The organism is Pseudomonas sp. CLCA07 (assembly GCF_053615335.1).
Genome location: NZ_CM132131.1, coordinates 721,016 through 739,072 on the forward strand (window position 1 = coordinate 721,016; position 18,057 = coordinate 739,072).

General features: G+C 60.2%; 13 protein-coding genes. 5 read left to right on the forward strand and 8 right to left on the reverse strand.

Features of this window, described 5'->3' with window-relative positions; translation table 11 throughout:
• Window positions 1-68 precede the first annotated feature (68 nt).
• From ACWGZX_RS03360 to ACWGZX_RS03390, 7 genes are all read right to left on the reverse strand, one after another.
• On the reverse strand, window positions 69-1,598 hold the full coding sequence (locus ACWGZX_RS03360; protein ID WP_452627287.1) for a DHA2 family efflux MFS transporter permease subunit: 1,530 nt from the start codon (window positions 1,596-1,598) through the stop codon (window positions 69-71).
• A gap of 199 nt (window positions 1,599-1,797) precedes the next feature.
• A complete protein-coding gene (locus tag ACWGZX_RS03365) occupies window positions 1,798-3,000 on the reverse strand; it encodes an HlyD family secretion protein (protein WP_452627288.1) in 1,203 nt (400 codons plus the stop codon).
• Between the two features lie 15 nt (window positions 3,001-3,015).
• A complete protein-coding gene (locus ACWGZX_RS03370) occupies window positions 3,016-4,485 on the reverse strand; it encodes an efflux transporter outer membrane subunit (RefSeq protein ID WP_452627289.1) in 1,470 nt (489 codons plus the stop codon).
• Window positions 4,482-4,955, reverse strand: coding sequence for a MarR family winged helix-turn-helix transcriptional regulator (locus tag ACWGZX_RS03375; protein ID WP_452627290.1), 474 nt, complete (start codon window positions 4,953-4,955; stop codon window positions 4,482-4,484). The genes ACWGZX_RS03370 and ACWGZX_RS03375 overlap by 4 nt, the downstream gene beginning before the upstream one ends.
• A gap of 298 nt (window positions 4,956-5,253) precedes the next feature.
• Window positions 5,254-8,922, reverse strand: a complete 3,669-nt coding sequence (locus ACWGZX_RS03380; RefSeq protein WP_452627291.1) for a translocation/assembly module TamB domain-containing protein — start codon at window positions 8,920-8,922, stop codon at window positions 5,254-5,256.
• Window positions 8,919-10,646, reverse strand: a complete 1,728-nt coding sequence (locus ACWGZX_RS03385) for an autotransporter assembly complex protein TamA (RefSeq protein ID WP_452627292.1) — start codon at window positions 10,644-10,646, stop codon at window positions 8,919-8,921. The genes ACWGZX_RS03380 and ACWGZX_RS03385 overlap by 4 nt, the downstream gene beginning before the upstream one ends.
• A 66-nt stretch (window positions 10,647-10,712) precedes the next feature.
• Complete coding sequence (locus tag ACWGZX_RS03390; protein ID WP_223521170.1) at window positions 10,713-11,363, reverse strand: GNAT family N-acetyltransferase; 651 nt, start codon at window positions 11,361-11,363, stop codon at window positions 10,713-10,715.
• Window positions 11,364-11,672: 309 nt separating this feature from the next.
• Between ACWGZX_RS03390 and xthA the strand changes: the two genes are divergently transcribed.
• Both xthA and ACWGZX_RS03400 read left to right on the forward strand, forming a co-directional pair.
• Window positions 11,673-12,485: an exodeoxyribonuclease III gene (gene xthA / locus ACWGZX_RS03395; RefSeq protein WP_452627293.1), complete on the forward strand. Its 813-nt coding sequence runs from the start codon at window positions 11,673-11,675 to the stop codon at window positions 12,483-12,485.
• Between the two features lie 189 nt (window positions 12,486-12,674).
• Window positions 12,675-14,015: a substrate-binding domain-containing protein gene (locus ACWGZX_RS03400; protein ID WP_452627294.1), complete on the forward strand. Its 1,341-nt coding sequence runs from the start codon at window positions 12,675-12,677 to the stop codon at window positions 14,013-14,015.
• A 114-nt stretch (window positions 14,016-14,129) separates the two neighbouring features.
• On the opposite strand, the gene ACWGZX_RS03405 is transcribed toward ACWGZX_RS03400, so the two are convergent.
• On the reverse strand, window positions 14,130-15,359 hold the full coding sequence (locus ACWGZX_RS03405; protein WP_452627295.1) for an acyl-CoA dehydrogenase: 1,230 nt from the start codon (window positions 15,357-15,359) through the stop codon (window positions 14,130-14,132).
• Between the two features lie 177 nt (window positions 15,360-15,536).
• Between ACWGZX_RS03405 and ACWGZX_RS03410 the strand changes: the two genes are divergently transcribed.
• From ACWGZX_RS03410 to ACWGZX_RS03420, 3 genes are all read left to right on the forward strand, one after another.
• The gene (locus tag ACWGZX_RS03410; RefSeq protein WP_223517159.1) at window positions 15,537-16,466 is read left to right on the forward strand and encodes a LysR family transcriptional regulator; all 930 of its coding nucleotides are present in this window, start codon (window positions 15,537-15,539) and stop codon (window positions 16,464-16,466) included.
• Window positions 16,467-16,673: 207 nt separating this feature from the next.
• A complete protein-coding gene (locus tag ACWGZX_RS03415; RefSeq protein ID WP_452627296.1) occupies window positions 16,674-17,072 on the forward strand; it encodes a MerR family transcriptional regulator in 399 nt (132 codons plus the stop codon).
• A 58-nt stretch (window positions 17,073-17,130) separates the two neighbouring features.
• Window positions 17,131-18,030, forward strand: a complete 900-nt coding sequence (locus ACWGZX_RS03420) for a hydroxymethylglutaryl-CoA lyase (RefSeq protein WP_452627297.1) — start codon at window positions 17,131-17,133, stop codon at window positions 18,028-18,030.
• Window positions 18,031-18,057: the final 27 nt, after the last annotated feature.

Here is an 18,057-nt window from a genome sequence, read left to right on the forward strand (position 1 = left end):
GGCTCGCTCCCACAGGGGGTCAGTGTTTTCTCAAGTTTTGAGCCAGGCACTGACCCGAGGTGTCTGGCTTAGTGACCAGAGGCAGCCGGTCCCGCCTTCGCCGCAAACGGCGGTTTCGCCAGCCATACAATCAGAATCAACCCAATGAACCCCCACCCCAGCAACGTGAAGTAATCCACGGTGGAGAGCATGTACGCCTGACTGGTCAGCACATGATCGAGCTGCGCATATGCCGGATTCCCCGCCCCGCCCAGCGTGTTAAGTACATCGCGGGTTGCCGGATCGAATGTGGTGATGCTTTCGCTCAAATACGCGTGATGCTGATCCGCCCGGCGAATCCAGATCCACGTGGTCAGCGACGCCGCAAAACTACCGCCCAACGTGCGCAGGAACGTCGCCAGGCCCGCGCCGTCGGCGATCTGGCTCGGTGGCAGGTCCGACATCAAAATGCTCAGGGTCGGCATGAAGAACAGCGCCACGCCAATACCCATGAACAGTTGCACCAGGGCGATGTGCTGGAAGTCCACTTCATTGTTGAACCCGGCGCGCATGAAGCAGCTCAGGCCAATGGCCAAAAACGCCAGCCCGGCCAGCAGTCTCAGGTCGAACTTGTGCGCATACTTGCCGACAAACGGCGACATCAGCACCGGCAGAATCCCGATCGGCGCCACTGCCAGCCCCGCCCAAGTCGCGGTATAGCCCATCTGAGTTTGCAGCCATTGCGGCAGGATCAGGTTGATGCCGAAGAACCCGGCATAACCCAACACCAGCACCAGCGTGCCGATGCGGAAGTTGCGATAGGCGAACAGCCGCAGGTTCACCACCGGGTGCTGGTCGGTCATTTCCCAAATCACGAACACCGCCAGCGCTATCACGGAAATGGCCGCGCCAATCAGGATGAAATTCGACTCGAACCAGTCCAGGTCATTGCCTTTGTCGAGGATAATCTGCAACGCACCGACGCCAATGATCAACGTGATCAGCCCCACGTAATCCATCGGCTGGCGACTGGTTTCCACCGGGCGCGCCTTGAGTTGCTGGCGCACCACCATCACCGCAAAGACCCCGATCGGTACGTTGATGAAGAAAATCCACGGCCAGCTATAACTGTCTGTAATCCAGCCGCCGAGGATGGGCCCCGCAATCGGCGCCACTACCGTGACCATCGCCAGCAATGCCAGGGCCATGCCACGCCTCGCGGGGGGATAGACCGCGATCAGCAACGTCTGGGTCATTGGGTATAACGGGCCGGCCACCAGTCCTTGTAGCACCCGAAAACCGATCAGCTCCGGCATCGAGGTCGAGATACCGCAGAGAAACGAGGCCAACACAAACAGCACCGTGGCCCAGAGAAACAGCTTCACTTCACCGAAACGGCGGCTGAGCCAACCGGTCAGCGGCAGCGCAATGGCGTTGCTCACGGCAAATGAAGTAATCACCCACGTGCCCTGCTCCGAACTCACGCCAAGGTTGCCGGAAATGGTCGGCAGCGCCACGTTGGCAATGGTCGTGTCGAGCACTTGCATGAAGGTCGCCAGCGACAGGCCGATAGTGCTGAGCAGCAGGCTGGGCGGCGTGAAAGAGGCGTTATTGCTCATCGCGAATCCTTTGAAACCTGATTGGCGCTGCGCCTGTTACAGACGCAGCCGCCCTTGTGGGAGCGAGCCTTTGTGGCGAGGGGGCTTGCCCCCGTTGGACTGCGCAGCAGTCCCATCTTCTAGGGCCGCTTCGCGACCCAACGGGGGCAAGCCCCCTCGCCACAAAGGCTCGCTCCCACAAGGTCGGTGTGATGGCGAATCAGCGTTGCGCGGTCTTGCTGACCACGGCGCTGTTGTCGTGGATTAACTGGGTGATCATCGCGTCGGCCTCGGCCAACTGACGGTCATAGATGCTGGTGCTAAACGAGGCCTTTTGCGGCGGCTGTTGCGCCAGTACCGGGCCGCTCTGGTCTCGCAGGTTCACATCGACTTGAGTCGACAGCCCCACGCGCAATGGATGCTTGGCCAGTTCTTCGGCGTTTATGTGAATCCGCACGGGTACGCGCTGGACGATTTTTATCCAGTTACCGGTAGCGTTTTGCGCAGGCAGCAGGGCAAACGCGCTGCCGGTGCCGGCGCCGAGGCTGTCGATGGTGCCGCTGTATTTCACGTCGCTGCCGTAGAGGTCGGCTTCGATGTCCACCGGCTGACCGATGCGCATGTCACGCAGTTGGGTTTCCTTGAAGTTGGCGTCGATCCACAGCTGATCCAGCGGAATCACCGCCATCAGCGCGGTGCCCGGCTGAACCCGTTGACCCAATTGCACGGAACGCTTGGCCACGTAACCGGTGACCGGCGCGATCAAGGTACTGCGCGAGTTGTTCAGGTAGGCCTGACGCAGTTGCGCGGCGGCGGCCATTACGTCCGGGTGCGACGAGACAACGGTGTCATCGACCAGCGCACTGGTGGTGTTCAGTTGCTGTTTGGCGTTGGCCAGGGCGTTTTGCGCCGAGGTCAGGTCGTCGCGAGCGTGGGACAGTTCTTCCTGGGAAATCGCGCCGCCGATGGCGAGGTTTTTCCGGCGATTGAAGTTGTCCTGCGCCTTCTGCACCTCAGCCTGCTGGGCATTGACCTGGGCTTTCATGCCGTCGACGTTGCTGTACAAGCCGCGGACCTGACGCACGGTACGGGCCAGATTGGCCTGGGCACTTTGCAGCCCGACTTCAGCGTCGTTCGGGTCGAAGTTGATCAGCACCTGACCTTCGTGGACCAGGTCACCGTCATCGGCGCCGATGCTGACCACGGTGCCGGTGACCAGCGGGGTGATTTCCACCACGTTGCCATTGACGTAGGCGTCGTCGGTGCTTTCTTTCCAGCGCCCGTAGAGTTCGTGATAACCCCAGACGCCGACACCGGCGAGGACGACCAGGATCGCCAGCGCGACCAGCATGACTTTGCGTTTACGCGGATTGTTTGTGTCTTGCGCGTTGTCCGGAGCTTGAGGTGCATCGACAGTGGCCATGACCAATACCTTGAATTAGTTGTACTGCGTGGCTGGGGTTGCGTTGGCTGCGGTCAGGGTTTCTCCCTGAAAACCGCCGCCCAGCGCTTGCATCAATTGGATCGACAGGTCGATCTGCTCGGCATTCAGGTTCGCCAGCTGACGCTGGGCCTGGAGCAACTGCTGCTCGATGCTGAGCACGTCCAGGTAGTTACCGATGCCGGAACCGTACCGTTGGAGCGCGGTGTTGTAAGAATCCTGGGCAATGTCGGTGGCGTGCTGCTGAGCACCGATCTGCCGGCCGATATCGCGTAACTGATTAATGGTGTCGCTGACGTCACCGAGCGCTTTCACCAGGCTTTTGTTGTACTGCGCCACCGCGAGGTCGTAATCGGCGTCTCGCGAATCGAGGTCGGCGCGCAGGCGGCCGCCATCGAAAATCGGCACTGAAATCGTGGGGGCGATATTGAAGAAGCGGCTCGCCGAACCAAACATTGCGTCGCCCAACAACGATTCGGCACCGGCGGCGGCGCTGAGGTTCAAGTTGGGATAGAACTGGGTTTTGCCGGCGGCGATGTTCTTGCTCGCCGCCTCGACTCGCCAGCGTGCGGCCACCAGGTCGGGACGACGACCGAGCAACTCGGCGGGCAACACCGACGGCAGAGCGACAGCGCTGGCCTGAAGGATTTTCGGCCGGGCGATTTCTTTGCCGCGATCCGGGCCTTTGCCTAACAGCACGGCTAGGGCGATTTTTGCGCTGTTCAGGCGTTTTTCGGCGTCAATCAGGCTGGCCTCGGACGTGGCTTCCAGGCTTTGGGTTTGCTGGAGCTGGTACTCGCTGTCGATGCCCGAACTCAGGCGACGCTGGCTCAAGTCGAGCATTTTGCGGGTGCGTGTCAGGTCTTCATTAGCCAGGTCATAGACGATGTGCGCCTGACCCAAATCGCTATAGGCGCGCGCGACGTCGGCGGCCAAGGTCAACTGCGCAGCCTGTTGATCGACTTCAGCAGCACGAGCTTGGCCCAACGCTGCTTCCCAGGCGTCGCGTTGACCGCCCCAGAGATCGAAGTTGTAATTGAAACTGGCACCGATGTTGCGCACGGTGGCGTAAGTGCCGCCCTGCCCGGTCGGGTCCTGGTCACGGGACAGTCGCGAACGGCTGACGCCGGCGCCGGCATCGAGGGTCGGCATGCGCGCGGCGTCGGCGGCGTAGGCAGCGGCGCTGGCCTGATGCGTGCGGGCGTCGGCAATTTGCATGTCTGGGCTGTCTTGCAGGGCTTCGCGGATCAGACCGTCCAGCTGCGGGTCGCCGAGGCTTTTCCACCAGTCGGTTTTCGGCCAGGCCGCCGGCGACAGGGTTACGCCACTGAGGGATTGACCGGCCTTGAGGGTTTTCGCGTCGAGGCTTTTACCTTCGGTGGTCAGGCCGCTGTAGCTGGCGCAACCGGCCAGGGTCATGGCGGCAAGCACCAGACTGAGGCCGATACGCAGGGTTTTACTGCTCATTTGTCGCCTACCCGCAGCAGCGTGATCGAATCGCCGGCTGCCACCAGAATTTTCTTCAGGATTTGTTCCAGCGTTTTCAATTCATCCGGGGTGATGGCGCTGGCCAGTTCGTTCATCGCGTCGGCGCCGATATGCGGCAGACGGTCGGCGAGGTGCTGGCCTTCTTCGGTCAGCACCAGTTGAACCTGGCGGCGATCCGCCTCCGAGCGTTGGCGGATGAGAAAACCTTTCTGTTCCAGACGATCGAGCATGCGGGTCATCGAACCGCTGTCCAGCGACAGGTGACGGCACAGCTCGGCCGGGGTATCGACGCCGAACTGGGCGACGATGATCATCACTTTGAACTGCGCGGCGGTGATGCCATAGGGTTCCATGTGAGTGTCAATGAGCCGGTCCTTGAGCAGCGCGGCGCGCCCGAGCAGGAGGCCGAGATGGCAATTGTGGAAATCATCTGGTGAGAAATGTTTCATCAGGACACCCATTAGCTGCCTAGGCAGTGAATATATGTCCAAATATTACTGCCTAGGCAGCCAATGTCAACGCAGTAGTTAGGTCGCTTAGCAATTAGTTGACCAATGGTGTCGGGTATTGTGGCGAGGGGGCTTGCCCCCGTTCGGCTGCGAAGCAGTCGTCGCTGTTGATTTGCAGGCTTCAGAAGGATAGGCGGTGCAGGTTTTAGGGCCGCTGCGCAGCCCAACGGGGCGGTGCGGCGTTCCGACAAGCCCCCCTCACCACAGAAGCCCCCTCGCCACAGGGAAGGAGCAGGATCTAGAAATCCCGTTTGTAGAAGATGTCCAGCGAACTCGCCACGCCGCTTGCCGCTTCGAGGAAGACCTTCTTGCTCAGCTTGTAGCGCAGGGCAATGGTGTTGGCCGGTTCAAACACGCCCACGCCATAACGCAGGCTGAGTTTCTCGGAGATATTGCCACTGGCCACGACGGCGGTAGTGGTGCCGCTGCCCTGGGTATCCAGTTGGAAATCCTGGATCCCGAGGTTTTTGGCCAATCCGCCGGTCACCCCCGAACTGCCCATCAAACCCAAGCCGAGCGCTGCCTGGGCAAGCATGTTGTTGTCTTCGCCGTTGCTGCTCAGCGGACGCCCCAACACCAGATAGGACAACGCCTGTTCCTGGCTCATGGACGGTTCGGAGAAGATCTGCGTGGTCGGTTGCTCGGCGCTCCCGCTCAGGCGAATGCCGGCGATCACGTCGTCGGTCTGGCGAATTGCCTCGATGTCCAGGTACGGCTGGTCAAGGGGGCCGGCAAACAACAAGCGCGCCCGGCGCACGGTCAGGCGCTGACCGTAGGCGCGATAACGCCCGTCGTTGAGCCATAGCTCGCCACGCGTGTCCAGGTTGTCGCCGATGTGCACCTGGCCCTGCACATTCGCGGTCAGGCCAAACCCGGCAAAGCTCAGCTTGTCAGCGCCGACCACCACATCAATGTCCATCTTCATGGCCAAGGGCGGTTTGCCCTCTTCGGTCTGCTGGCCAACGATCACCACGTCATCGGATACCTTGACCGTGGAAGGCGGCAACTCGCGGATGGTGATCTCGCCTTTGGGCACCAGCACTTTGCCAGCGATTGCCAGTTCGTCACCCTTCATCGAGATCTTCAGGTCCGGCGCGACTTCCAGCTTGGCGTACGGCTCGACGGTGACCGGCAACTGCGAGCCCTTGAGCGCCAGGTCCACCACCAGCGCCTGTCCCCAGGCGATGTTGCCGTTGAGGGTGCCCTGCCCGGTCTTGCCGCTTTTCCAGTCACCATTCAATTGCACGGTTTCACCGGCAATCACCGCTCGCAGCTGCAAGGCTTGCAGCGCCATCGGCAACTCCGGCCCGGAGACTTCGCCGTCGCTAAGCAACAGGCTGCCGTTGACCTGCGGCGCCAACAGGCCACCGGAGATCGTGCCACTGCCATTCAAGCGCCCGGTGATTTTCTCGACCATTGGCACAAACGGCCGCGCCACCGACAGGTCGAGCCCGCTCAAGCGGAACGAACCGGTTAGCGGTTTGTTCTTCGGCAACGGGTTGAGCTGCGCCTGAACCATCAACTCGCCGAGCTTGCCGCCGACGAAGTTGAGGTCCGTATCGATACGTTTTGGCGTGAGTTTGCTGGTGAGTTTCAGCGTCTGGTACGGGAAGTCCAGCCACTGGTCCTTCTCCTTCATGCGTAACGTACCGCCGCTGGCGTCGATGCTGATCAGACCGTTCGGGCCGCTGGCGGGCAGGTCCAGTTGCAGGTCGGCGTTGAGCCGGCCCTTCCAGGCGAGATCTTTGGGCAGCCACTGCGCCAGGCTTTCAATCGGGAATTGCTTGAGGTGAAAACGCAGCTTCGGCTCTGGCATTAAACGCTGGTCTTCACCGCACAGGCTGGCCGGGCCGGACATCCAGCAGTGAGCGCCCAGGTTGATTTTGCCGTCCGCCAGCCGCTCCAGTTTCGCCGGGCCTTGCAGCCTCCAGTCTTGCCCGCCGGTCTGGATATCGCCGCTGGCCAGGCGCCCGCGCCAGTTGCCTTGGTCCAGCGCACCGTCGAGGCCGAGGGCCAGCTTTAGTTTCGGGCCTTGCAAGTCGAGGCTGAGCTTCTGGTTTTTGATGTCGCCCTGACCGCTGGCGGTCAGTGTGCCCAGCGATGTGTCACCGGCCTGAATGCCACTGCCCTTGAGGTCGATTTTCGCCCGTTGCGCACTGTCGAGGGTCGCGTCGAGGTTCAGGCTTTGCAGGCGATTGTCGTCGAAAGCCAGTTGCGTGCCTTGCAGTCCGAGCTTGCCTTGCGGCGCCTTGAGCGTGCCGGCGACATCGATGCGGCCGTTCAGTTGACCGCGCAGTTGCGGCCAGAGCTGGGCCAGACGCGGCATCTTGATGTCGATCTGGCCGGCGAGTTTCTGTTGCAGGCTGCCCTTGCCGTTGATGCTGTTGTCGCCGAGACGGATTTGCAGTGCATTGAGGTTCCACTGCTCGCCGCCGCCATCCGCTATGGCCTGGATCATGGCAGGTTGCCCGCGCAGTTTGCCTTTCAGGTCGAGGTCGGCATTGAGGCTGAGTTTGTCATTCTTCATCTCGCCTTTGCTGCGTAGCGGCCCGGCCAGTGTGCCGGGCAATTCCGACACCCAGTACGCCGGGTTGATCGCTGACAGGTCGAGCGCGGTGTCCCAGGCAATGCCGTCGGCAAATTGCAGGTTCAGGTGCCCTTCGGCCTTGCCCTGTCCGGCCTGGAGTTGAATTTGTTGCAGGTAAATTTTGGTTAGGTCGCCACTGAACGGGCTGATCAGGGTGAAGGCACCGGCCGGGCCATCCAGCGCTGCTGTGAAGCTGCCGAGGTACTTGCCGTCGGTGTAGGAGATGTCGCCATTGAAACTGCGCAATGCCACTTCCGGTTCGTCAATCAACGGATAGAGGCGGTGCCACGGAAAATCCAGCCAGTCGATTTTCGCGTCGGCGCTCAGGCCTTTGCTCCAGTCGAGGGAGCCGCTGAGCTTGAGGCTTTGTTTGTCGTTAGCGGTGAGGTCGAGGCCAGCGATTTGCGCGCCCTTGGCATCGACCTTGCCTTGCAGCAGCAACGCGACCGGGCCTTGTTCGGCAGGGAGCGTGGCTTTGCCGAGCAACTGGTAACCGTTTTTAAGGTCGCCGTCGCCGGTGAGTTCCAGTTGATTGAGTTGCAAGGTGTCTGGCAAGTCAGCGGCGGGTTTGAAGCCGTCGGCGGTGATTCGTACCTTGGCCGGCAGGTTGTCCGCCAGCGGTTGCAATTCACCGGTCAGTTGCCCGTTCAAGTAACCGCTGCTGTCGGCTTTCAGGTTCAGGGTTTTCAGCAGGTCGCCGTCCACTTTCAGCGCCAGCGCCCAAGGCTCGGGAGCCGGCAGGGTCAGGTTGCCTTCAGCCTTGAGCGGCCAGTTGCCGGTGGGTTGCAGCAGGCCGGAGAGGTTCAGGCTCAGGTCATCGCGTTGCAACTTCACCGAATCAATCTGCAAGCCTTGCACCGTCCAGTGCGCCGCCAGTTGCAGGCCTTTGAGCGCTTCGCTGCCGTTGAACAGCAGACTACCAACCTGGACATCACCCAGTTCAATCGCCAAGGGCAATGTCAGGTCCGGAAGGATGATCGGCCCGCTGCTTGCCTCATCGGTGCCGGGGGGAAATTGCAGGCTGACCTGATCGGCTTTCAGTTGCTCGATGCACAACGCCATACGTGTCAGGCACAGCGGCGACCAAGCAAAAATTATTTTGCTCAGCTCGACCCGGCTAGTGTCCTGCTGCCACACCAGATGATCGGCACTCCATTGTCCACCCAGACGCCCCTGGAAATTTTCAAGGGTCAGACCCGGCACAAAACCGAGCGCCCAACGGCTGCCCCCAGCGGTGCTCAACACTGTGGTGACGGCGACAACGACCAGCATGAGCAGCGCCAGAATCGCCAACAGCGTTATTTTCAAACCACGATTCACAGCTCAGGCCCCATGGAGAAGTGCAGTCGAATGCCGCCGTCGTCGTCCAGCGCATGAGCCAGATCGAGGCGCAACGGCCCCACCGGCGAGACCCAGCGCAGGCCGATACCCACCCCAGTCTTGAGGCTCGGCAGATCGAGTGTATTAAAGGCGTTGCCTTGGTCAACGAAGGTCGCGACCCGCCATTTTTCGGCGATGGAATATTGGTATTCTGCGCTCGCCGCCACCATGTAACGACCTCCGATGCGGTCACCCTCGGAGTTTTCCGGGGACAGGCTCTGATAGTCGTAACCGCGCACGCTCTGATCGCCACCGGCGAAAAACCGTAACGACGGCGGCACTGACTTGAAGCCATTGGTAGCGCTGCCGCCGACCTGTACCCGGCCAAGCAACCGGTGTTTCTCGAAAACCGTGGTCAAGCCTTTCACCAACGCGGTGCCGTACAACAGGTTATTGTCCGAACCCAGGCCTTCTTTTGCCACTTTGGACTCGAATTGCAGGCGGTAGCCGTTGTGCGGGTCGATGCGATTGTCGCTTTTAAGGTAGGAATAGTTGACGCCGGGCATCAGCAAATTACTCAACCCCGAGTCGTCACCCAGTTTGTAATCCTCGTGCTGCCATTTCAGCGACACCACGCGCTGCCAGCCACTGGGCAGTTTGCTGTGCCATTCCGGGCCGATGGTCAGCAGTTTGCTGCGGGTGTCGGTGCCGTCAATTTCTTCATTCTGATAACCACCGGCAAAGCGCAGTTTGTCGGTCAGCGGCGGGTCCAGGGGAATGTCGTAGAACAGCCCGACGTTTTGCCGAGGCGCCGAGACTTCGGCCTCCCAGCCATAACTGTGCCCCTGCGGATTGACCCAGTGCCGGGTCCAGTTGGCCTTGATCCGGGGACCGACGTCGGTGGAATAACCCAGCCCCAGGCCCATGGTCCGTGGTTTGCGGGTTTCGAGTTTGACGTCAACCGGGATCACATCATTTTTGGACGCCGTCGGCGTCGCATCCACTCGAACACTTTCGAAATAACCACTCGATTGCATGGCCTGATTGAGTTCAGCGATCAGTTCGGAGTCGTAAGGTGCGCCTTGCTTGAACGGCACCATGCGTTGCAGCAGGTCATCGTCGAAGGGTGTATCGCCCTCAAAGGTGACCTTGCCCAGCGCGTAACGCGGGCCGCTGCTGTAGATCAGTTCGATATCGGCCACGCCAGCGCGCGGGTCCACCAACAGTTTTTGACTGGTGAAGTGACCGCTGAAAAAGCCGAAGCGCGAGGCTTGATTCTGAATCAGGCGTTTGGCGTCTTCGTAATGACCATGATTGAGCACCGCGCCGGTTTTCAGCGAAGCGCTTTTGGGCACACGAAAAGACTTGAGTGATGCGGCCGGGCCGTCGATGCGAATCGTGACATTGCGCAGGTGCACCGGTTCGCCGGGGTCGATGTTGAGCACCAGGCGCGGCGTTTTGCCGCCCGTCACATCGCTTTCAATCTGCGGCTGGTAATAACCCAAGGCCTGGGCGGCCTTGCGCGCCTGCTCTTCGGCGCCACGACTGAAGCGTTGCAATGCTTCTTCGTCTCGATCGCCGAGGCTGCCGATATAGCCCTCTATATTGGCTTTCAGCTCATCGTTGGACGGTTTGATCCGAACATCCAATTCACTTTGGGCCAGCGCCGCGCAGCTGGTGAACAGCATCAGCACGCCACTGGTAAATCTTCCTGGAAACTTCATAGGCGCGGATGCTATCACGAGCTTGGGAGCGTGATAGAGCCTCGCATGGCGTTAAAGTTCTACCGTTTATGCCGTTGAGGTTTGTAACACCTGCGGATTGGCGTGGAAAAAAACATGCTCGCGAATCGGCCCTACGGCAACCTCGCCGATTTCCTCGTACCCCTGACGCTTATAGAACTCCAGATAGCGAGAATTCCCGGTGTCGAGGATCACACCTTCGGAGGTTTCATCCACTGCGCACCAGTTATGCACCGCTTGCAGCAGTTGTTCGCCGAAGTGTTTGCCCTGAAATTGCGGGTGAATGCCCAGCAGTGGCAGCACATGGACCGAGTCACTCGGCACGCAAGCGGCAACCGCGGCGTGGTAGTCGAGATAGCGGCGGGTGCTGCGAAAACCCGCGCTGAGCACCATGCGCAAACGCCAGGCCCAACTTTCGGTAATTCCCAGGCGTCGTAGCGGCGGCGCGATCAGCGCTATGCCGATCAAACGGTCGTTGACCAGCAGGCCAATCGCCGGCAAGTCCTGAAGAAAGTGCTGTTTAACCAGTTCGCGCACGGTCGCCCGCACGCGATGTTCATAGCCGGGGCGTTCGGCCTCGAACAGGTAACCGAAGGTCGGTTCGTGCCGGTAAGCGTGGTAAAGCAGGGATCGCGCTTCGTGGGCATAACCACTGTCGAGCATGTGAATGTCGGCGATGGCGGTCGAGGTTTCAGGCATAACGGTTGATCTCCCCGGTACAGCTCAAATGGCTGTGCTCTTGTTGTTACGAGCCTATCGGTGCTGACACAGTTCCTTACTGATCGAAATCAGTGCTGACGCCATCGCGAGCAGGTTCGCTCCCACAGTTATAGACCAGACTGGCGAATTCAGTAGGCCCTACACCGATCCACTGTGGGAGTGAGCCTGCTCGCGATGAGGCCCGCATGAGCGATTGAAGACCTACCGCCGAACACGAATCCCCTCACCCCACGCTGGCCCGATTCCTACATGTCAGCTAGCATCGCCCTTTTGCCAGGACTGCCGACCATGAAGATCGTCTCCTTCAACATCAACGGGCTGCGCGCTCGCCCGCATCAGCTGGCGGCGCTGATTGAAAAACACCAGCCAGACGTAATCGGCTTGCAGGAAACCAAAGTTCACGACGACCAGTTCCCGCTGGCCGAGGTTCAGGCGCTGGGCTACCACGTGAATTTCCATGGGCAGAAAGGCCATTACGGCGTCGCCCTGCTCTCGCGTAAAGAACCACTGGCCCTGCACAAAGGCTTCGCCACCGATGAAGAAGACGCTCAACGCCGCTTCATCTGGGGCACGTTCGCCGACGCCAATGGCGTGCCGGTGACGATCATGAACGGCTATTTCCCACAGGGCGAAAGCCGCGACCACCCGACCAAGTTCCCAGCCAAGCAACGCTTCTACAGCGACCTGCAACAACTGCTGGAAAGCCAGTTCAGCAACGATCAGCCGCTGGTGGTCATGGGCGACGTCAACATTTCACCGGAAGACTGCGACATCGGCATCGGCCCGGACAACATGAAACGCTGGCTGAAAACCGGCAAGTGCAGCTTCCTGCCGGAAGAACGCGAGTGGATGGCCCGCCTGAAAAACTGGGGCCTGGTGGACAGTTTCCGCCACCTGAACCCGGACGTGACCGACCGTTTCAGCTGGTTCGATTACCGCAGCCGCGGCTTTGAAGACGAGCCCAAGCGCGGGCTGCGAATTGACTTGATCATGGCCTCCCATGGCCTGTTGCCACGGATCAAGGACGCAGGCGTGGATTACGAACTGCGCGGGATGGAAAAACCATCCGATCATGCACCGATCTGGCTTGAGTTGAGCTGATATCTAAAGCTCAACACAAAACCCTGTGGGAGTGAGCCTGCTCGCGATAGCGGTATGTCAGTCAGCATAAATGCTGAATGTACAGCCGCTATCGCGAGCAGGCTCACTCCTACAGGGGTAACTGTCATCTTTCGGAAACCTGACTGACTTATTCTCCCCGCACTTTCTATGATTTTTTAAGGTGCCGGCATGACGCTGCGCGTTTTGTTTGTGTTGATGCTGTGCGCCGGCCTGTCATTGACGGCATCGGCCGCTGATTTACCGATACCCGCCAATGGCGCGGTGATGAGCATCCAGGGATCCAACACCATCGGCGCGGCCCTGGGCCCGGCGCTGGTCGAAGGCCTGATGCGCGAGCAGGGTCTGATCAAGGTTCACAGTGAACGTGCGGATAAAGCTAACGAACAACGCATTGTCGGCGAAACCGCACAGGGCCGCCGAGTCGTGGTTGAAGTCGCGGCCCATGGCTCCAGCACCGGGTTCACGGCCCTGAAAAACGCCAGCGCCGACCTCGCCGCGTCCTCTCGCCCAATTAAAGACAGCGAACTGGTAGACCTCGAACCCTTGGGCGACTTCAAAAGCCCCGAGGCCGAGCAAGTAATCGCCATCGACGGGCTGGCAATCATCCTTCACCCGCAGAACCCGCTGAATCAACTCGACACCGAACAACTGGCGAGAATTTTCAGCGGCGAAGCAAAAACCTGGGAAGAACTCGGCGGCAGCGGTGGAGCGATTCATCTCTATGCGCGGGATGACCAATCGGGCACCTACGACACGTTTAACGAAGTAGTCCTCAGTCATCGTGGGAAAACGCTGAACAGCGCCGCGAAACGCTTCGAATCCAGCGAGCAATTGTCCGACGCCGTCAGCCTCGACCCGCAGGGCATCGGGTTCATCGGCCTGCCTTATGTGCGCCAGGCCAAAGCCGTGGCGATCGTCGATGGCCAATCCCAGGCAATGCCGCCGCTCAATAGCCTGATCGCCACGGAAGACTATCCCTTGTCCCGCCGACTGTTCTTTTACTTGCCCCCGCATGGAAAAAACCCTTGGGCCGAGGCCTTGGCGGCGTTCGCGCAAAGCAACCAAGGTCAGGCGATTGTCGCGGCTAACGGTTTTATCGCCCAGACCGTCCAGGCCATCACGGTCACGCCGAATGCGATGATGCCGGAGGGTTATCAGGCACTCAGTCGTCATGCTCAGCGGCTGTCGGTGAATTTCCGCTTTGAAGAAGGCAGCGCGACGCTCGACAACAAGGCACTGCAAGACCTGTCGCGGGTGCTCGACTATATAAAGCAGCGTGATAAAACCAATCGCCAAGTCACGCTGGTAGGGTTTGGCGATGCCAAGAGTGACCCGGCGCGCGCCGATTTGCTGTCGAAGTTGCGGGCCATGACGGTGCGGCGTGAACTGGTGAAAAGCGGCGTGGTGTTTCGCGAAATTCGCGGCTTTGGCGCCGAAATGCCGGTGGCGGCCAATAGTGCGGATGAGGGGCGAATCAAGAATCGGCGGGTTGAGGTTTGGGTGTATTGAATCTGATGTTGCCGTGTTGAATTGGTTGATGCCTTCGCGAGCAGGCTCGCTCCCACAGGGTTCACCTTGACCTTGTGGGAGCGAGCCTGCTCGCGAATGGCAGGCGCCGCGGTCTTACTGCCCGCTACGCATCATCTCTTTCGGCACATACTTGCCGATTTCGAATTTGCCGATGGCCGCGCGGTGCACTTCGTCCGGGCCGTCGGCCAGGCGCAGGGTGCGCTGCATCGCATACATGTAGGCCAGCGGGAAATCGTTGGAAACCCCTGCCCCGCCATGGATCTGAATCGCCCGGTCGATGACCCGCAAGGCTACGTTCGGCGCGACCACCTTGATCTGCGCGATCTCGCTCTTCGCCACCTTGTTGCCCACGGTGTCCATCATGTACGCCGCCTTCAACGTCAGCAGGCGTGCCATGTCGATTTCCATCCGCGAGTCGGCGATCTTGTCGATGTTGCCGCCCAGACGCGCCAGTGGCTTACCAAACGCGGTACGGCTGACCGAGCGTTTGCACATCAATTCCAGCGCCCGCTCAGCCATGCCGATTGAACGCATGCAGTGGTGAATCCGGCCTGGGCCAAGGCGCCCCTGAGCGATTTCGAAGCCGCGCCCTTCGCCCAACAGGACGTTTTCGTACGGCACTCGGACGTTTTCGAACAGCACTTCGGCGTGGCCGTGAGGGGCGTCGTCATAACCGAATACCGGTAGCGGACGAACAATCTTCACGCCCGGTGTGTCCACCGGCACCAGAATCATCGAGTGCTGGGCGTGGCGCGGCGCATCAGGATCGCTCAGGCCCATGAAGATCAGAATCTTGCAGCGTGGATCGCAGGCACCCGAGGTCCACCATTTCTTGCCGTTGATGACCCACTCGTCGCCATCACGCACGGCGCGGGCGGCCATGTTGGTGGCGTCGGAAGAGGCAACATCCGGCTCGGTCATGGCGAACGCCGAGCGGATCTCGCCGCGCAGCAGCGGTTCGAGCCAGCGTTGTTTCTGTTCTTCGTTGGCGTAGCGCACCAGCACTTCCATGTTGCCGGTGTCTGGCGCCGAGCAGTTGAACGGCTCAGGTCCCAGCAACGAGCGGCCCATGATCTCGGCCAAAGGTGCGTATTCGAGGTTGGTCAGACCGGCCCCGAGTTCGGATTCAGGCAAAAACAGATTCCACAGGCCTTCAGCCTTGGCCTTGAGTTTGAGCTCTTCCATGATCGCGGTCGGCTGCCAGCGATCGCCTTCGGCAACCTGGCGTTCGAACACCGCCTCAGCGGGATAAACGTAAGTGTCCATGAACGCGGTTACGCGCTCACGCAGTTCCTGAACCTTGGGCGAATAAGCGAAATCCATGAGCATTACCTTCTTGGGCAGAGGTTGTTTAGGTCATGCAATCGATGCTAGAACAGCTATGAAAATTTACCTAGCCTATTCTCGGCGTGTATTAACATTCATCACCGATATATGATCGACTGATCGCCAAGGCCTCCGGCCACAACAAAAAGCCCCAAACAATAAGAGTGCAGCGCAATGAATCTGAGCAAGGTCGACCTCAACCTTTTCATCGTCTTCGACGCGATCTACACCGAGGCCAATCTGACCCGCGCCGGGCAGATTGTCGGCATTACCCAGCCTGCGGTCTCGAACGCTCTGGCTCGCTTGCGCGAGACCTTCAACGATCCGTTGTTTGTGCGTACCGCCCAAGGCATGGTGCCCACGCCCATGGCCCAGAACATCATCGGGCCAGTGCGAAACGCCCTCTCCCTGTTGCGCGTGTCGGTGCAGGAAAGCCGCATTTTCAACCCGCTGCAGGCGGTCAAGACTTATCGCATCAGCATGACCGACCTCACCGAAGCGGTGATCCTGCCGCCGCTGTTCCAGCGCCTGCGCCGCCTGGCACCAACGGTGATCATCGAAAGCTTCCTGTCAAAGCGCCGCGAAACTACCAAGGAACTGGCGGCCGGACGTCTCGACTTCGCGGTGGATGCACCGCTCAACACCGACCCGCAAGTGCGTCACGTCAAATTGATGGAAGACCGTTACGTGTGCGCCATGCGCAAGGGCCATCCGCTGGCGGGCAAAGAGAAATTCACCCTGGATGATTATCTGTCGATGACCCACATCCACATCTCCAGCCGCCGCAGCGGCCTGGGCCATGTTGATCTGGCCCTGGGAAAAATGGGCATCCAGCGCAAGATCGCCCTGCGGTCCCAGCATTACCTGATGGCCTCGCAAGTGTTGCAACAGACCGACATGGTCATGACCGTGCCGGAGCGCTTTGCCCGTCGCAATGATTTGCACGCCTTCAGCCTGCCGGTCAACGACGTGCCACCGGTGGAAACTCACCTCTACTGGCACGAAAGCACCGACCAGGACCCGGCGAACCGCTGGATGCGCGAGCAAATGATCGAGTTGTGCCAGCAGGTGACTGCGCATGAAAAGAAGCTCGAAAAGGTGTAGGACTTGATACCGAGGCGCCTCCATCGCGAGCAGGCTCGCTCCCACATGGGATCGGCGGTGAACACAAAATCTGTGACATTGCTGATAACCCCTGTGGGAGCGAGCCTGCTCGCGATGAGGCCTGCAAGAACACTGAAAACTCCTGCCCCTTGACGTAAACGTCAACCTGCCATTAGCTTAGCGCCATGACCTTTTTCGAGCGCTTCCATGAGCAGCCAGACCTACAGCATTTCCGACCTCGCCCGCGAGCTCGATATCACCACGCGGGCCATCCGCTTTTATGAAGAACAAGGCCTGCTCAGCCCCGAGCGTCGCGGTCAGGAGCGCATCTACTCACCTCGCGACAAGGTCAGCCTGAAGCTGATCCTGCGGGGCAAGCGCATTGGCTTCTCCCTGGCCGAGTGCCGCGAGCTGATCGAGCTGTATGACCCCACCGGCGGCAATCAGAAACAACTGCAAACCATGTTGAACAAGATCGCCGAGCGCCGCGAACAGCTGGAGCAGCAGATGCTCGACATCGAGCAGATGAAGCTGGAACTGGACACCGCGCAGGAGCGCTGTACTCAGGCGCTGGAACAAACCATCAAGAGCCAGCAGGTCGTGTAGGAGCTGAGCTCCTACAGGGTTCTGTGAACATTCAGACAATTACAACAGGTCCAACGCCATGTCCCTTCCCACCCACGTACGCATTGTCGAAGTCGGCCCCCGCGACGGCCTGCAAAACGAAGCCCAACCGATCAGCGTTGCCGACAAGGTGCAGCTGGTCAACGCGCTGACCGCCGCCGGCCTCGGATATATAGAAGTCGGCAGTTTCGTCTCGCCCAAATGGGTGCCGCAAATGGCCGGCTCCGCCGAGGTCTTCGCGCAGATCCAGCGCAAACCCGGCGTGACCTATGGCGCGCTCGCTCCCAACCTGCGTGGGTTTGAAGACGCGATGGCGGCGGGTGTGAAAGAAGTAGCGGTATTCGCCGCCGCGTCTGAAGCGTTTTCCCAGCGCAACATCAACTGCTCGATCAGCGAAAGCCTGGAGCGTTTCGTACCGATCATGGACGCCGCCAAACAACATGGCGTGAGCGTACGCGGTTATGTGTCCTGCGTGCTGGGCTGCCCTTACGAAGGTAACGTCGCCCCCGAGCAAGTCGCCCGGGTTGCGCGCGAACTCTACGCCATGGGCTGTTACGAAGTGTCGCTGGGCGACACCATCGGCACGGGCACCGCTGGCGCCACGCGCAAGATGTTCGAGGTGGTCGCGGCCGACGTGCCCCGTGAAAAACTCGCCGGGCACTTCCACGACACCTACGGCCAGGCCATGACCAACATCTACGCCAGCCTGCTGGAAGGGATCTCGGTGTTCGACAGCTCCATCGCCGGCCTCGGCGGTTGCCCGTACGCCAAGGGCGCCAGCGGTAACGTCGCCACCGAAGACGTGGTGTACCTGCTCAACGGTTTGGGTATAGAGACCGGTATCGACCTGGATGCGTTGATCCTGGCCGGTCAACAGATTTGCACGGTGCTGGGGCGTCCGACCGGTTCACGTGTGGCCAAGGCTCGCAGTGCACAGTGAGGCCTTTGGGTGTTACCGCGACGTCTG

Excerpts from the sequence above, each read along its gene's own strand:
- xthA (WP_452627293.1), top strand. The coding sequence starts at position 11,673 with ATGAAGATCGTCTCCTTCAACATCAACGGGCTGCGCGCTCGCCCGCAT.
- ACWGZX_RS03415 (WP_452627296.1), top strand. The coding sequence starts at position 16,674 with ATGAGCAGCCAGACCTACAGCATTTCCGACCTCGCCCGCGAGCTCGAT.
- ACWGZX_RS03365 (WP_452627288.1), bottom strand. The coding sequence starts at position 3,000 with ATGGCCACTGTCGATGCACCTCAAGCTCCGGACAACGCGCAAGACACA.
- ACWGZX_RS03385 (WP_452627292.1), bottom strand. The coding sequence starts at position 10,646 with ATGAAGTTTCCAGGAAGATTTACCAGTGGCGTGCTGATGCTGTTCACC.
- ACWGZX_RS03360 (WP_452627287.1), bottom strand. The coding sequence starts at position 1,598 with ATGAGCAATAACGCCTCTTTCACGCCGCCCAGCCTGCTGCTCAGCACT.
- ACWGZX_RS03420 (WP_452627297.1), top strand. The coding sequence starts at position 17,131 with ATGTCCCTTCCCACCCACGTACGCATTGTCGAAGTCGGCCCCCGCGAC.
- ACWGZX_RS03410 (WP_223517159.1), top strand. The coding sequence starts at position 15,537 with ATGAATCTGAGCAAGGTCGACCTCAACCTTTTCATCGTCTTCGACGCG.
- ACWGZX_RS03405 (WP_452627295.1), bottom strand. The coding sequence starts at position 15,359 with ATGGATTTCGCTTATTCGCCCAAGGTTCAGGAACTGCGTGAGCGCGTA.
- ACWGZX_RS03390 (WP_223521170.1), bottom strand. The coding sequence starts at position 11,363 with ATGCCTGAAACCTCGACCGCCATCGCCGACATTCACATGCTCGACAGT.
- ACWGZX_RS03375 (WP_452627290.1), bottom strand. The coding sequence starts at position 4,955 with ATGAAACATTTCTCACCAGATGATTTCCACAATTGCCATCTCGGCCTC.
- ACWGZX_RS03400 (WP_452627294.1), top strand. The coding sequence starts at position 12,675 with ATGACGCTGCGCGTTTTGTTTGTGTTGATGCTGTGCGCCGGCCTGTCA.
- ACWGZX_RS03370 (WP_452627289.1), bottom strand. The coding sequence starts at position 4,485 with ATGAGCAGTAAAACCCTGCGTATCGGCCTCAGTCTGGTGCTTGCCGCC.